Here is a 14,564-nt window from a genome sequence, read left to right as displayed (position 1 = left end):
TGGAAAAACCGTCCCGGCATCAACCAAACGTCAAGTTCCGTGCGTTAGCGTTCCGCAAAAGCCGTGGACAGAATCACGGTGTGTGCGATGGTGTAACAATGCGGGTTCAACAGTTTTTCATGGCGGTGTCAGCCGTTCTGGCGGCCGCCGGAACGGGCTTCGCGGACCAGGAGGTCCGTGATGTTCGCTTTGGCGTGGAAGCCGCGACGACGCGCGTCGTCATTGAAACATCCGAGCCGGCCGAATTCCGGGCCTTTACCCTGGACGGCCTGTCCGACCGTCTGGTCGTTGACCTGCCGCAGGCGCGCTGGTCGGTGGCCAATCTCGCATCGGGTGAGGGGGTCGGACACGGCCTCGTCGACGGTTTTCGCTTCTTCGACAATTCCGCGTCGAGCTCCCGCGTGGTGTTCGAACTCGAACATCCTGCCGTTATCGTCAGCCAGTTCGCCCTCGATCCGGCGACGCCGGGCGGCAATCATCGCCTGGTCATCGATATGGAACGGTCCACTGCGGACAGTTTCCAGAACGCGTCGGGGTTCAATCATACCCGCGCTGACTCACTTGATTCGCTGATCGCCGAACGCGTCGAGGCCGTTTACGTGCCGCCGCAGCGCGAGCGCCGCGTCATCGTTATCGATGCCGGGCATGGCGGCCGCGATCCCGGTTCGATCGGTCGCAGTGGTACCCATGAAAGCCAGGTCACGCTGGAGGCTGCCCGCGAGCTGCGCCGTCAGCTTCAGGCGACCGGACGCTATGAGGTCCTGATGACACGCGACCGCGACGTTTACCCGTCCTGGGAAGAGCGGGTGGGCGTGATGGAAGACGCCCGCGCCGACCTGTTCCTGTCGATCCATGCCGACAGCTCCAGCAATCCGGATGTCCGGGGCGCGGCCGTCTATACACTGAACGATCGCGCCGAGAACCGGGCGCGCGCCCGGGCCCGGGAAGATTCGAACCATACCCAGCAAGCCGATGTGAATAATATTCTGGTCGAGCTTGAGCTGCGCGAGAAGCGCAACCAGTCCTCGGCCTTCGCGGAAGTCCTGCTGGAGCATCTCGACGACGCCGGACCGCTCCTCGCCAATCCGCATCGCCAGGCCAATCTCTTCGTGTTGCTGGACCCCCGGGTGCCCGCTGTCCTGCTCGAGATGGGCTTTGTCACCAACCGTACCGACGAGAGCAATCTGAACTCGCCGGCCGCGCGTCGTCGGCAGATGGAAGCGGTTGCGCGCGGGATCGACAGCTATTTCGCGCGGCGTGGTGATGATGGCGAGTTGCTGGACGAGACGGCGATTGCACTTCCAGCCCGCTGACTCCCTTTAATCTCGCGGCGAGCGCGGCCATAATGCCGCCGCGGAGTCATGCTCAATCGCACAGGCTGACCGGCGGATAGAGTGGCCAGAGGGCAAAATGAAGATCTTCACCTTGCGTAATGTCTTGCGGACAGCCCTTTGGGGTGGGATCGCGGCTGCGGTTCTTGCCGTCATCGGCTTCATTGCCGTTGCCGTCTACGTCGTTCGGGTGACCGATGATCTGCCCGACTATCAGCAGCTGGCCGAGTATGAGCCGCCGATCATGAGCCGGGTGCATGCCGGCGACGGTCTGCTGATCGCCGAGTATGCGCGTGAGCACCGGGTCTTTGTGCCGATTGCCAACATTCCGCAGAATGTCGTCCACGCCTTTATTTCGGCCGAGGACAAGAATTTCTACGAACATGGCGGCCTCGATTTCCGAGGCATTATCCGGGCCGGGCTCTCCAATATCAGCAATGTCCTTCAGGGGCGCCGCCTCGAAGGGGCCTCGACCATCACGCAGCAGGTGGCCAAGAACTTCCTGCTGTCGAGCGAGCAGCGCCTGGAGCGCAAGGTCCAGGAAATGGTCCTGTCGCGCCGCATCGAGCGCGCCTTCACCAAAGACCAGATCCTCGAGCTCTATCTCAACGAGATCTATCTCGGAAACCGGGCCTATGGGGTTGCTGCGGCGGCCCTGAACTATTTCGGGCGTTCGCTGGACGAGCTCGAGCTTCACGAGATCGCTTATCTGGCGGCGCTGCCCAAGGGGCCGGCGAATTACCATCCTGAGCGCCATCACGAGGCTGCCCTTGAGCGCCGCAACTGGGTGCTCTCGCGGATGGCTGAAAATGGCTATGTGACCGAGGCTGCCGCGCGTGAGGCCATGGCCCGCCCGCTGGAAACAGTCGATCGCCTGTCCGGTGCGACCTACACCGCGGCCGAGTATTTCGTCGAAAATGTTCGCCGCGAAGTGTTCTCGCTTTACGGCGAGGACGAGCTTTATGATGGCGGCCTGTCAATCCGCACCACGCTCGACACGCGCATGCAGCTCGCCGCTCGCAGCGCATTGCGGGGCGGCCTTGAAGCCTATGATCGCCGCCACGGCTATCGCGGCGCGCTGTCGACGATCGAGCTGGGCGACGGCTGGACCGAGCGTCTCGCCGAAGTGGACATCCCGCGCGATCTGGACGAGGGCTGGCTGCAGGCCGTCGTACTCGAGACAACGGCCAATGCGGCCCGGATCGGCCTGCTCAATGGCGAGGAAGGTTCGATCCCGATGTCGGCGCTGGAATGGGCACGGGAAAACCTGCCCGACGGCGAAATCGGCCCGGCCGTCAGCCGTCCGTCCGAGGTGCTGACCGCCGGTGATGTCATCCTGGTCGCCAGCATTGCTGACCAGGAGGGCTTCTCCGAGGGCCAGTATGGCTTGCGTCAGGTGCCGGCGATCAATGGCGGGATCATGGCGATGGATCCGCATACCGGCCGCGTGCTTGCGATGGTCGGTGGCTATTCCTTCCAGCACAGCCAGTTCAACCGCGCCACCCAGGCGCGCCGGCAACCGGGCTCGGCGTTCAAGCCCTTCGTCTATGCCTCGGCGCTGGACAATGGCTATACCCCGGCCAGCCTGATCCTCGATGCCCCCTTCATCGCGTCGGGGGGTGCGGATGAGCGTTTCTACATGCCGTCCAACTATTCCGAGCGCTATTATGGCATGTCGACCCTTCGGCTCGGACTGGAGCTGTCGCGGAACGTGATGACGGTTCGCCTGGCCCAGGAAATGGGGATGGCCCCCATCGTCGATTACGGCGTCCGTTTCGGGATCTATGATGATCTGGAGCCGGTTCTGGCGATGGCGCTCGGCGCTGGCGAAACGACGCTTTACCGGCTCGTTTCGGCCTATGCGACGATGGTCAATGGCGGCCGCCGCGTCGAGCCGACCATCATCGACCGTGTCCAGGATCGAACCGGCGCCACCATCTTCGCCCACGAAGTCCTGCCCTGTGACACATGCGATACCGCTGATTGGGACCGCCAGACCGTTCTCGAACCGCGTTTCCCGGAGACCCGTGAAGAGGTGATCGATCCTGTCACCGCCTACCAGGTCGTGCACATGCTTGAAGGCGCTGTGCAGAGCGGTACGGGGACCGCGCTGCGTTCATTGCCCTGGACCCTGGCGGGCAAGACCGGGACCACGAATGATTTCCGCGATGCCTGGTTCATGGGCTTTGGTCCCGACCTGGTTGTCGGCGTCTATGTCGGCTTCGACACGCCCTATCAGCTGGGCGCGGGCGAGGCGGGGGGCCGCGTCGCCGCGCCGATCGCGCGTGACTTCCTCGAAGTCGCCCTTGAAGGCTATCCGGTTGCCCCCTTCCGCGTTCCGCCGGGTGTGCGTCTGGTTCCGGTCAACCGCGTCGATGGCGAGCCCGGCGTGCTGGGCCAGTCCGGCGTGATTCTCGAAGCCTTCCGCCCGGGCACAGAGCCCTCGCGCCAGACCGATGAAGAGGAAAGCGGTCTCAGCTTCGCCCGTTCCTCGGTCAGTGATGATCCGCTCGCCTTCCTGCTTGCCGAAGAGGAAGAGGGTGATGAGGATGAGGAAGAAGACGAGCTGGGCGGTCTCTACTGATCCGGCCGGTCCCGTCTCTGCACGGCATGGCTTGTTTCGTCGAGCCGCGCTGATTATCCCTTGCGACCGAATGATTTAGAAGACCAGCAGGATTGACCGCCCATGCGTGCTGACATCCAGACCCTGTCCGACGAAATCCAGCAGGCAGTTGGCCTGCTGAGGAGGCGTCTTTGACTGGGATACAGCCCAGAAACGTCTCGACGAGCTGAACGCGAAATCGGAAGCCCCTGATTTCTGGAACCAGCCGCAGCAGGCCCAGGCGCTCATGCGCGAGCGCAACCGTCTGGAAGCCGCGATCAAGACCGTGATCGAGGCCGAGCAGGAATTGTCCGACAGTCTCGAGATCATCGAGCTGGCCGAGATGGAAGACGATGCCGACATGGTCGAGGAGGCGGTTGCCGGTCTCACACGGCTGGCAGAGCGCATGCGTCGCGCCCAGCTTGAGACGCTGCTCTCGGGCGAGGCTGATGGCAATGACGCCTTCGTCGAGATCCATTCCGGCGCTGGTGGCACCGAGAGCCAGGACTGGGCAGCGATGCTGGCCCGCATGTATACCCGCTGGGCCAATGCCCATGGCTACAAGTCCGAGATCATGGAAGAGCAGGCTGGCGAGGAAGCCGGGCTGAAATCAACAACCATCCTGGTCAAGGGCGAGAACGCCTATGGCTGGTTGAAAACCGAGGCGGGCGTGCACCGCCTGGTCCGGATTTCGCCGTTCGACTCCAGTGCGCGGCGCCACACCAGCTTCTCTTCGGTCGGGGTCTACCCGCAGATCGATGACGCGATCGAGGTCGACATCGACGTGTCCAAGGTGCGTACCGACACGTATCGCGCCTCCGGTGCCGGTGGCCAGCACATCAACAAGACCGATTCTGCCGTCCGCCTGACCTATGACATGCCGGGCGAGGAAAAGCCGATCGTGGTCCAGTGCCAGAATGACCGGTCCCAGCACAAGAACCGGTCAACCGCGTGGGAGATGCTGCGGGCGCGTGTCTACGAGGTCGAGCTGCAACGCCGCGAGGCCGCAGCGCAGGCCGAGGCGGACAGCAAGAGCGAAATTGGCTGGGGTCACCAGATCCGCTCCTACGTCCTGCAGCCCTATCAGATGGTCAAGGATCTGCGGACCAATGTGGAGACGTCGAATACCGGCGGCGTTCTTGATGGTGATCTCGATGCCTTCATGGCGGCGGCCCTGGCGGCGCGCGTCGGTGGCGACGAGGACGACGCCTGATCGGGACACGCTCTGATCGGGCCACAAAAAAAGCCGGCGCTCCGAGGAGGGCCGGCTTTCTTGTGTCTGCGTGTGTTGGCTCTAGAAGCCGGACTTGCTCGCAACGGGCGGCTCAAGCGAACCGAGCGGGTCCTGCCCCTTGGCCGGCGCCGGCGGCTTGCTGTCAGCTTTCGCCATCGGTTCGGCCTTCATGCCGGTATCCTTGGCGACCGCCGGCTGGGACGGTGTGGTATCCTTGAGCGGATCCGAGGAATGGCGGCAATGGCCGTCGAAGAATGCGCCACTCTCGACCGACAGGGCGGCATGGACAATATCGCCTTCGATACGAGCCGTAGAGGCCAGCTGGACCTGACGGGCGCGAACGCTGCCCGTGACGCGGCCACGAATGACCACGGTCTCGGCCTGCACTTCACCGGACACGGTGGCGTCCTCGCCGATAATCAGTGAGCCCGCGCGCACATCGCCATCAACCGTGCCATCCAGCTGGATTTCACCGTCAGAAACGATCGTACCCGTCAAAACGAGGTCGCTGGAAAGGATAGAGGGGGCTTTCGATTTCATGGCGTTCCTTTTCGGGGGGGCGCTGTTGGCGCCGGTCTCGGGAGAGGAGTGGTTGTTACCCTTGTTGAACATATTGGCCAGCTCTCAATAAACGCTCAGGATCGATTGCCGATCCGTTATACCAGATTTCATAGTGCAGGTGCGTGGCCGTACTGCGACCCGTGGACCCCATCCCCCCGATACGCTGTCCGCGTTCCACAGTATCACCACGCCGCACGTCGATTTCGTGGAGATGTCCATACCGGGTCAGGAACCCGTAGCCATGATCGATTTCCACAGTACGACCATAGCCGCCACGCCAGCCGGCGTAAACAACCCGCCCGGGACCGGTCGCCTGGATCGGTGCCCGGCGGTAGGCCGCGAAGTCCATGCCGCGGTGGGAGGTCGGCCGGCCGTTGAACGGATCAATGCGGACGCCGAAATCACTGGTTTGCCGGTAGGTGTCGCCGACCGGCTCGCCCAGCGGTCCCGCCTGGACAAACTCTTCCAGTTCTTCGACTTCGAGGAGTCGCGAAGCAATCCGCGTGATCCGGCTGGAGAAGGCCTGGTCAAGATTGACCGAAGAGGCGTTGGCAAAGGCATCCGACTCGGAGAGCGGAATGAAGGGGCCGCCGGTCTCTGTGCTGTCCCGGTTGTCGGCGATCACGGCTTCGAGATCGAGGCCGGTCAGACGCAGGACAGCGCGCAGGTTCTGCAGGCGGGCTTCCGTTGCATCCTCGGCCTGGGCGAGGACGCTGTCCTGCTCGCCCATCAGATAGGTCACCTGGTCTTCCGGCTCGCCGGAGGCCGTGGCAGCAATCGCAATCAGCGGGTCACGGGCTTCGCGCGGGGTCGGGTCAGCCGGCGTTGCCGCCATCAGGACACGACCATCATCAAGCGCGGGAGAGGGCTCCATCTCCTGACCCGTCAACTGCTCGGCAAATTCGACGAGCTGACGCAGGGTCTCGTGGCGCATCTGGAATTCGTAGGCGGTGCGGTCGAACTCCTCCATCCGCGATTCCATCAGCGAGATGGCGGTCGCTTCAGTCGCACGGGCTTCGGCGACGAGACGGTGGGATTCAAGACGTTCGCGTTCGATCTCATGTTCCTTGGCGGCCATGGCCTGGCCATGGAAGGCCACAGAGACCGTGGAGAAACAAAGCCAGCCGGCCAGGACAGTCGCCCCCATGAGGGCTGAAATCTGAACCGTCGTGGAGATCGCGAAGTAGCGGACCTGACCATCGGAACGATGGTAGATCTGCCGGTCCGGAAACCAGCGTTGAGCCGTTCCCCAAACAGCTTCTTTCACTCGTGTGAACATCCAATACGCCGTTCAGTTATGGTTGCCCCGAACCCCAAGGCGAGCATGTGACACAAATCGGGTCCGAATATCAACAAGCCGATGCAAGAGATGCGCCGGATCAGGCGAGGCTTTCGTAGAAATCAGGCGTCAGATCGGCCTGGAGCCGGGCCGCGGCGTTGAACGGTGGCTTGAGGCCACCGGGAAATTGTTGGCGAACAAGCGTCTGGAACAAGGTAACCGGGTCTTCGCCGGCCCGCTCGGCGACATGCCGGAACCAGCGCGCGCCAGCTGCGACATGCCCGATTTCCTCGGCATAGATAATGCGCAGGCAGGCGGCACTCTCGGCATCCCCGGCAGAGGTGAGCCGGTCGATCATGCCGGGTGTGACGTCAAGGCCGCGCGCTTCCAGGACCAGCGGCGCGACCGCCAGCCGCGCCGCCAGCGAGTCGCGCGTCGCCATGGCGGCGTCCCAAAGGCCGTTATGGGCCGGAAAATCACCATAGGCGGCGTCGAGCTCGGCGAGGCGTGTGGTGACAAGGCGGAAGTGCCGGGCCTCGTCATCGCCGACGCCGACCCAGTCGCTGACGAAAGCGTTGCGGGTCGCGTCGCAGAGCGCCGCGTCGGTGGCGTAGCGGGCCACCATGTCGAAGGCGAGGTCGATCGCATTGAACTCGATATGAGCGACCGCGTGGAGCAGCGCGATGCGCCCGTCCGGACTGTTCAGGCGACGACGCGGGACATCGCCGGGCGCAACCAGAACCGGTCGGGCCGGCCGTGCCGGCGGATCCGGCGGGCGCCCGGCGCGGGCCGGCAAGGCGCACGTCCCGCTGCGCCAGATCGCGGCGACCTCCCGGGCCCGGTCTGACTTGGCAACCGGATCTGCCGTCGCCAGCACACTTCGCGCAAGCGCTGTTATGTCCGATGGATCAGCCAAGGTCGCGCACGGCGGCGAGGACTTCATCGACATGGCCCTTGACCTTCACCTTGTGCCAAATCCGCGCAATGCGACCCTCGCGGTCGATCAGGAAGGTCGAGCGATCGATGCCCATATACTCCCGGCCATAGAGTTTCTTGAGCACCCAGGAGCCGTAAGCGTCGATCACTTCCGCGTCCGGATCCGACACGAGACGCACCTGCAACCCATGTTTGGCCTTGAAATTGTCATGCTTTTTGACGCTATCCTTGGACATGCCGATGACGATCGCGCCGGCTTCGCCAAACGCGGGCGCGGCTGCCGTGAAATCGAGCGCCTCGGTGGTGCAGCCGGGTGTGTCGTCCTTGGGGTAAAGATACAAGACGACGATCTGGCCACGCAAAGCGGCAAGATCGATCTCTTCACCGCCGTCGGCGGGTCGTTTGAACGTCGGAGCAAGGTCGCCGGTTTTGAGTTCAGTCATGTCATTCCCCTGTCTGGTTATGCCTGCAAGGTCGTCCTGGCCGTGTAATGTGCGTCTCCAGCCCGCCACGTCCAGTGTGTGGACTGCGGGAGGGGCGGTCTGAATGCTGCGCAAGTCAGCCAAATGGACGTTGATCTACCTGCTCGAGGCCGTCGCCGCCCTGCTGGCGCTGGTGATCTTCGGCGTGGGATTCGTCCTTTGGCGGCTGTCTTCAGGCCCTGTCGAGCTCGAATTCCTGCGCGAGGATGCCCAGTCCATGCTGGCATCAGCCTTCGAGGGCGAGGTGGTGGCGCTGGGCAGTTTGCAGGCGCGGTTTGATCCCGCGAGCCGCGCCATCGTGCTGGTCGCGACGGATGTCACCATTGCCGAGCGCTCCGGTGAAGTGGTCACCCGGGCCCCGCGCATTGAAGCCGGTCTGGCCGCCGACGCGCTGATCTTCGGCCGGATCGAGCCGGTCGCGCTGACCATTGATGGCGGGTCGGTTTCGATCGTGCGTCGGGCCGATGGTGCGGTGGCCGCGGGCCTTGGCGGTGTCGAACGGGTGGCCTCGACCGCGCGCCTGCCGGCCCGGGGCGGCGATGACAGCGCCTCCCTGTTTGAAATCCTGGCCTCACCCGATGCGCCCGGCTCGCTCGGCCGTCTGCGGCGCCTCAACATTTCCAATGCTGCGGTCCGCCTGGTCGATGATGTGGCCGGACTGGCCTGGTTCATCGACTCCGCCGGCGTCATCCTTGACCGCGACGACACGCGACTCCTGGCCGAGCTTGAAGGCCGGTTGGCAACGCCGTCTGGTTTTGCACCGGTCGAGCTGCGATTGCGGGCGGGCGCCAATCTGGAAAGCCTGCTGCTGGAGATGAGTTTCGACGGGCTCTCACCAGCCGGCATCATACCGGACAGCGGGCCGGCCTCTGCCCTGCGTGCACTGGATGCGCCGATCAGCCTCGATTTCGTCGTGGACGCCACCCGTGAAAGCGGTATCCGGACGGCATCGCTGCAACTCGAGGCGGGGGCCGGGACCATCCTCGTCGATGGTGCCGTGCATGACTTCGCCGGAGCCAATCTTTACGCCAGTTTCGATCCCGTCGAGCGGGTCCTGACGCTGCATGGAGGCCGGGTGACGTCCGATCTGTTCGCGGCGTCCATTGAGGGTCGACTGACCGAGATCGGGGCCTATCAAGGCGCTCTGCCGACGCGGGCGCGTTTCCAGCTCGCCATTGGCGAGGGCTTCGTCGATATCGGCCCGATCTTCGAGCGGGCGCCGGAGTGGGGGTTGCTGGCGGCCTCGGGTGAAATCCGGCTCGACGAGTTCGCCGTGACACTCGACCGTCTCGATGTCGAGATCGATACGATCCGGGCGGAGCTGGCCGGCGGCGTGCAACTGGAGCAGCGCCCGGACGGTACCTGGCTGCCCAATCTTCAGCTGACCGGACCGATCGTCGGTGACGTCCAGCCAGAGACTGTCCTGGCGTACTGGCCCGTTGTTCTTGCTGATGGCGGTCGTGAATGGGTCAGCGAGGGCATTCTCGGGGGGCGCTTCTACAATGCGCGCTTCGATCTCGACCTGCCTGCCTCGGCGATTGACGCCGGGGTGCTCGAGAATGATCGCATGAGTTTGAGCTTCGACTTTGAAGACGCTCATGTGCGCTATATTTCCACGATGACGGCAATCACGGAGGCCCGCGGCTCCGCTGTCCTTCGCGGCAATGCGTTTGAAGTAACGATGGATAGCGGCAGGCTGGGTGAGCTTGAGGTCAGCGAAGGGTTCGTCGATCTGCCCCGGCTCAATCCGAAGGGAGCCATGGCCCGCTATGGTGGCCTGGTGCGCGGTCAGGCCTCTGACATCCTTGCGCTGATAGATGAGGATCCGCTCTTTCTCGTGTCGGATTATGGCCTGGACCCGGACCTGATCGGTGGCGAGGGCGAGATGCGTTTCGACATTCGCCGCGCCATGCTGACCGAGGTCGATCCCGAAGAGATCGCGTTTTTCATCGACGGTCACTTCTCGAATGCGTCCCTTGATGTTCCGGGCACCGATTACGCGCTCACCGAGGGTGAGGTCAGCATTCGTGCGAGCCAGGCAGGCCTGCAGGCAGAGGGAACCGCTCGTCTCTTTGACGCGCCGGTCCGGATCGACTGGCGCGAGACATTCGGCCGGAGCGATGACAGTCCCTCCACCCGGATCGGACTGGAGACCGAGATCAATGCGCGCACGCTGGATCGTTTCAACCTGCCAGCCCGCCGCTATCTGGACGGTACGATTCGGATCGCGGCGGAGGCGGTTTCAAACGGGCTCGACTTTCGCTCGGTGCAGATTGAGGCGGACCTCCTCAATGCCCTGATCGAGGCGCCCGGCGGGGTGTGGAGCAAGGAGGCCGGGCAAGCGGGCCGGGCCTCTCTCGGTCTCGCCCGGCGTGATGATGGCGGCTATGATCTGAACGCGCTCCGACTGGACGCCGAGGGCGCCCAACTTGAGGCCGGCGCCGTGCTGGGAGCCGATGGCAGCCTGCGCGATATCACCGTCGACCGCCTCTTCGTCGAGGGCCTGGTCGACGTATCCGGCGACGTCACCCCGCCGCTCGATCCGGGCGACCCGCTGCGGGTTCGGCTGACGGGACAGTATGCAGACATCAGCTCGCTGATGCCCTCGGTAACCTCGCTTGGCGGGCAGGGCGGGATATCCTTTCCACTCTCCCTTCAGGTCACGGTCGGTCGTCTGGTCCTGTCCGAGCAGAGCGTGCTTGATCAGTTCAATCTGATCTGGCGTAGCGAAGAGGCCGGCATTCGCGCGGTTTCGCTGTCGGGCAATGCCGCTGAGGGCCCGTTCCAGGCATCGTTCGGCGCGAGTGAGGCTGGCGGGGAGCGCCAATTCAGGATTGATGCGCAGTCGCTTGAGCGGGTCTCCGCCCTCGTCGGGATCGAGGGCTATGCCCGCGGTGGCCTGGTTTCTGTCCTCGGCAGTGCTCCGCCGCTTGGTGCCGAGGGGCCGCTGACTGCGCGGGTCGAGGTTCGTGATCTCACGCTAGTCCAGGTGCCGGTTCTGGCGCGGATCCTCGCCGCCGGTTCCTTTCAGGGGCTGGGCGCGCTGCTGAACGGGGACGGTATCAGTTTCGACGCGGTCGATGCCGATATTGCCTATCAGGACGGCCTGCTGACGATCGAGGATGCGCGCGCCCGCGGCAGTGCCCTTGGTGTGACCGCATCGGGCACAGTCGACTTCGTCCAGCGCCATGCCGCCATCGATGGCAATCTGGCGCCGTCCTATGTCATCAATTCCCTGTTTGGCGGGCTGCCCGTCATTGGCGAGGTGCTGGTGTCCCGGCCCGGCGAGGGGGTGATCGGGATCACCTACTCGGTGGAGGGTCCGTTCGACAGCCTGACGGTGTTTGCCAATCCTCTCGCAGCGCTCGCGCCCGGCGTCTTCCGGCGCATGTTCGAGGGCACAGCTGCCGAGCGCGCGGCCCGGGATCGAGCCGATGAGACAAGCCCGCCGGAACCCGCGACCGGCGACACCGTGTCGTCCGAGGAAGGCGCGGTTTTCCCTGACGCGGGCGATGCGGGCGACGCTTCTGACGCGTCCGGCGCTGCGACGCCGGGGTCAGAACCCGATCCTGAGCCTGAGCCCGAGCCCGAGCCCGAACCCGAACCTGTGCCGGATGGCGGGCCGGACTGACCGGCCAGGCTAGCGATCAGATCGGTTTGGCGAGGGCGTGGCGCTTCTTGCCAATCGACAGCTTGATGGCGCCGTCAACGATATCCGAGCCGCCGGCCAGGGCGGCGATGTCGGTGAGGGTCTGGTCGTTGACCTTCGCGGCGCCCGCCTTGATATGCCGTTTCATCTCGCCATTGGAGGCCGCCAGACCGGCCGCCACGAACAGGCTCGCCAGTGTGACCTCGCCTCCGGCCAGTCCCTCGAACTCGACCGTCGGCAGGGCTGCCCCGCTGCCGCCCTGTGCGAAGGTCTGACGCGCAGTCTCTTCCGCCGCGCGGGCCGCATCGGCGCCGTGCAAGAGGGTGGTGGCCTCATTGGCGAGCCGGACCTTCGCATCGTTGATGCCGGCGCCCTCGAGCGCTTCAAGCTGGGCAATTTCGGCGAGCGGCAGATCGGTAAACAGGCGCAGGAAGCGACCGACATCGCCGTCCTCGGTATTGCGCCAGAACTGCCAGTACTCATACGGGCTGCGCTGGTCGGCATTGAGCCAGACCGCGCCGTCGGCGGTCTTGCCCATCTTGGCACCGGAGGCCGTGGTGATCAGCGGCGTGGTGAAGCCGAAGACCTCGGCCTGGTCGACCCGGCGGCACAGTTCCACGCCATTGATGATATTGCCCCACTGGTCGCCGCCACCGAGCTGCAGCGTGCAGCCATGGCGCCGGTTCAGTTCGAGGAAATCGACGGCCTGGAGCAGCATGTAATTGAACTCGAGAAAGGTCAGAGGCTGTTCGCGCTCGAGGCGCAGCTTGACCGAGTCGAAGGTCATCATGCGATTGATGGTGAAGTGCGGTCCGAAACGGCGCAGGAAGTCGAGATAGCCGAAGGTCGAGAGCCAGTCGTCATTGTCCACGACGAGGGCGTCGGTCGGGCCGTCGCCGATCTGTACCAGCTTTCCGAACGCGGTCAGGATCGAGGCCTTGTTGGCGTCGATGGTGTCGTCGGTCATCATCGAGCGCGACTTGTCCTTGCCGGAGGGGTCGCCGATTTTCGAGGTGCCGCCGCCCATCAGGATGATGGGTTTGTGACCGGCTTGCTGCATGCGGCGGAGCATCATGATCTGGACCAGGGAACCGACATGCAGGCTCGGCGCGGTGGCGTCGAAGCCGATATAGCCGGTGACAATGCCGGTGCTCGCGCGGGCATCCAGCCCGTCCAGGTCTGTGGCCTGGAAGTGGTAGCCGCGCTCCACCAGTGTGCGCACGAGTTCGGACTTGTAATCGCTCATGAAGATGTCTCCTGATAAGACGCTTCTAGGTCGACTGGCGCGCCGGGAAAAGAGGGGCCTTGCATGAAACGGATCATCGGCTTGATGAGCGGCACATCGCTGGACGGCATTGATGCCGCCCTGATCGAGACCGACGGGGAGCGCATTGCCCGTTTCGGCCCGGGTGAGACCCAATCCTATTCAGACAGTGACCGTGCCACGCTTCAGGACGCCGTCGATCGCGCACTGGCCTGGGGGTTTGACGGTGATCGCCCCTGTTTTGATGCGGCGGAGCGGGTCCTGACACTGCGCCATTCACTCGCGGTCCAGCGTGTTCTGGACGCGGCAGGGCTGGCGGCATCGGATATCGACCTGGTCGGCTTTCACGGTCAAACCGTTCTCCACAAGGCGCCGTCCGGTGGTCATGTCGGGGAGACGCTGCAGATCGGCGACGGCCCGGCGCTGGCCGCAGCCACCGGTATCGCGGTTGTCCATGATTTCCGCTCTGCGGATATGGAAAAGGGCGGGCAGGGCGCCCCCCTGGCAACGCTCTATCATGACGCGCTGGCGCGTCAGTCAGATATCGATCGGCCGCTGGCGGTCCTCAATCTGGGCGGGGTCGCCAATGTGACCTGGCTGAGTGCGACCGCGGACCCGGTGGCATTCGATACGGGACCGGCCAACGGGTTGATCGACGCCTGGTGCACGCGTGAGGTCGGTGAGGCATTCGATCGCGACGGCCAGCTGGCGGCGCGCGGGCAGGTCGCCCCGGCTGCGCTCGACCAGTTGTTGGCGCACTCCTTCTTCGCGCTGGTGCCCCCCAAGTCGTTGGACCGCTGGGACTTTACCCTCGATCCCGTTGCGGGCCTGTCGCCCGAGGATGGGGCGGCGACGCTGACGGCTTTTACCGCCCGAACCGTTGCCGATGCCCTCGCGGCGCTCGGTCAGCCCCTGCGGCTGCTGGTGACCGGCGGTGGACGTCACAACCCGACCCTGATGCGCGCGCTTGGCGAGGCCTGCGGTGTGACCCCCGAGCCGGTCGAGTCGGTCGGCTGGCGGGGTGACTTGCTGGAGGCTGAGGCCTTCGCCTGGCTCGCGGCCCGGGTCGAGGCCGGTCTGCCGACCAGCCTGCCCTCGACCACCGGCGCATCCGCACCGGTATCGGGCGGGCGGATCTCCAGGCCGGACTGAATACCTGCTGCCACGCTGACAAGAAAAAGCCCCGACCTGCAGGTCGGGGCTTTGGCTGTCGGCATGAAGCGGTG

Annotated in this window: 10 protein-coding genes; 5 read left to right on the top strand and 5 right to left on the bottom strand. The window is 64.5% G+C overall.

The features are described 5' to 3' along the window. Positions 1-119 precede the first annotated feature (119 nt). The 3 genes from AAA969_RS07625 to prfB all read left to right on the top strand — a co-directional run bounded on the left by AAA969_RS07625 (position 120) and on the right by prfB (position 5,146). Positions 120-1,313, top strand: a complete 1,194-nt coding sequence (locus AAA969_RS07625; RefSeq protein ID WP_338245268.1) for an N-acetylmuramoyl-L-alanine amidase — start codon at positions 120-122, stop codon at positions 1,311-1,313. 97 nt (positions 1,314-1,410) lie between these two features. Continuing rightward, positions 1,411-3,915: a penicillin-binding protein 1A gene (locus AAA969_RS07620; protein ID WP_338245267.1), complete on the top strand. Its 2,505-nt coding sequence runs from the start codon at positions 1,411-1,413 to the stop codon at positions 3,913-3,915. A gap of 102 nt (positions 3,916-4,017) precedes the next feature. Next, positions 4,018-5,146 (top strand): peptide chain release factor 2 gene (prfB, locus tag AAA969_RS07615; RefSeq protein ID WP_338245265.1). Its coding sequence is split into 2 segments (ribosomal slippage): positions 4,018-4,086 and positions 4,088-5,146, totalling 1,128 coding nucleotides; the frame shifts between segments, so codons are not numbered across the junction. 81 nt (positions 5,147-5,227) lie between these two features. Here prfB and AAA969_RS07610 read toward each other — a convergent pair. From AAA969_RS07610 to AAA969_RS07595, 4 genes are all read right to left on the bottom strand, one after another. Next, positions 5,228-5,707, bottom strand: coding sequence for a polymer-forming cytoskeletal protein (locus tag AAA969_RS07610; RefSeq protein ID WP_338245263.1), 480 nt, complete (start codon positions 5,705-5,707; stop codon positions 5,228-5,230). Between the two features lie 55 nt (positions 5,708-5,762). Further along, positions 5,763-6,995, bottom strand: coding sequence for a M23 family metallopeptidase (locus AAA969_RS07605; protein ID WP_338245261.1), 1,233 nt, complete (start codon positions 6,993-6,995; stop codon positions 5,763-5,765). 112 nt (positions 6,996-7,107) lie between these two features. Further along, on the bottom strand, positions 7,108-7,950 hold the full coding sequence (locus AAA969_RS07600) for a ferritin-like domain-containing protein (protein ID WP_425325044.1): 843 nt from the start codon (positions 7,948-7,950) through the stop codon (positions 7,108-7,110). Then, entirely contained in the window at positions 7,916-8,386 is a 471-nt protein-coding gene (locus tag AAA969_RS07595; protein ID WP_338245257.1) for a peroxiredoxin, read from the bottom strand. The genes AAA969_RS07600 and AAA969_RS07595 overlap by 35 nt, the downstream gene beginning before the upstream one ends. 103 nt (positions 8,387-8,489) lie before the next feature. Between AAA969_RS07595 and AAA969_RS07590 the strand changes: the two genes are divergently transcribed. Further along, positions 8,490-12,056 (top strand): AsmA-like C-terminal region-containing protein, encoded by a 3,567-nt coding sequence (locus tag AAA969_RS07590; RefSeq protein WP_338245255.1) that lies wholly within the window; start codon positions 8,490-8,492, stop codon positions 12,054-12,056. 16 nt (positions 12,057-12,072) lie between these two features. Here AAA969_RS07590 and tyrS read toward each other — a convergent pair whose 3' ends face one another. Further along, positions 12,073-13,320 carry a tyrosine--tRNA ligase gene (tyrS, locus tag AAA969_RS07585; RefSeq protein WP_338245253.1) on the bottom strand — a complete coding sequence of 416 codons (1,248 nt, stop codon included), beginning with the start codon at positions 13,318-13,320 and terminating at the stop codon, positions 12,073-12,075. Positions 13,321-13,383: 63 nt separating this feature from the next. Here tyrS and AAA969_RS07580 point away from each other — a divergent pair, with 63 nt between their 5' ends. Then, on the top strand, positions 13,384-14,490 hold the full coding sequence (locus AAA969_RS07580; RefSeq protein ID WP_338245251.1) for an anhydro-N-acetylmuramic acid kinase: 1,107 nt from the start codon (positions 13,384-13,386) through the stop codon (positions 14,488-14,490). Positions 14,491-14,564: the final 74 nt, after the last annotated feature.

It is taken from the genome of Maricaulis maris (assembly GCF_036322705.1).
Lineage (GTDB): Bacteria > Pseudomonadota > Alphaproteobacteria > Caulobacterales > Maricaulaceae > Maricaulis > Maricaulis maris_B.
The sequence above is the reverse complement of the archived record's forward strand: the minus strand, read 5'-3'. Positions and strand labels throughout refer to the sequence as shown.

What these genes read in the sequence shown, in the direction of transcription:
- AAA969_RS07625 (WP_338245268.1), top strand. Translation starts at nt 120, where the DNA reads ATGGCGGTGTCAGCCGTTCTGGCGGCCGCCGGAACGGGCTTCGCGGAC.
- AAA969_RS07620 (WP_338245267.1), top strand. Translation starts at nt 1,411, where the DNA reads ATGAAGATCTTCACCTTGCGTAATGTCTTGCGGACAGCCCTTTGGGGT.
- AAA969_RS07610 (WP_338245263.1), bottom strand. Translation starts at nt 5,707, where the DNA reads ATGAAATCGAAAGCCCCCTCTATCCTTTCCAGCGACCTCGTTTTGACG.
- AAA969_RS07600 (WP_425325044.1), bottom strand. Translation starts at nt 7,950, where the DNA reads ATGAAGTCCTCGCCGCCGTGCGCGACCTTGGCTGATCCATCGGACATA.
- AAA969_RS07595 (WP_338245257.1), bottom strand. Translation starts at nt 8,386, where the DNA reads ATGACTGAACTCAAAACCGGCGACCTTGCTCCGACGTTCAAACGACCC.
- AAA969_RS07590 (WP_338245255.1), top strand. Translation starts at nt 8,490, where the DNA reads ATGCTGCGCAAGTCAGCCAAATGGACGTTGATCTACCTGCTCGAGGCC.
- tyrS (WP_338245253.1), bottom strand. Translation starts at nt 13,320, where the DNA reads ATGAGCGATTACAAGTCCGAACTCGTGCGCACACTGGTGGAGCGCGGC.
- AAA969_RS07580 (WP_338245251.1), top strand. Translation starts at nt 13,384, where the DNA reads ATGAAACGGATCATCGGCTTGATGAGCGGCACATCGCTGGACGGCATT.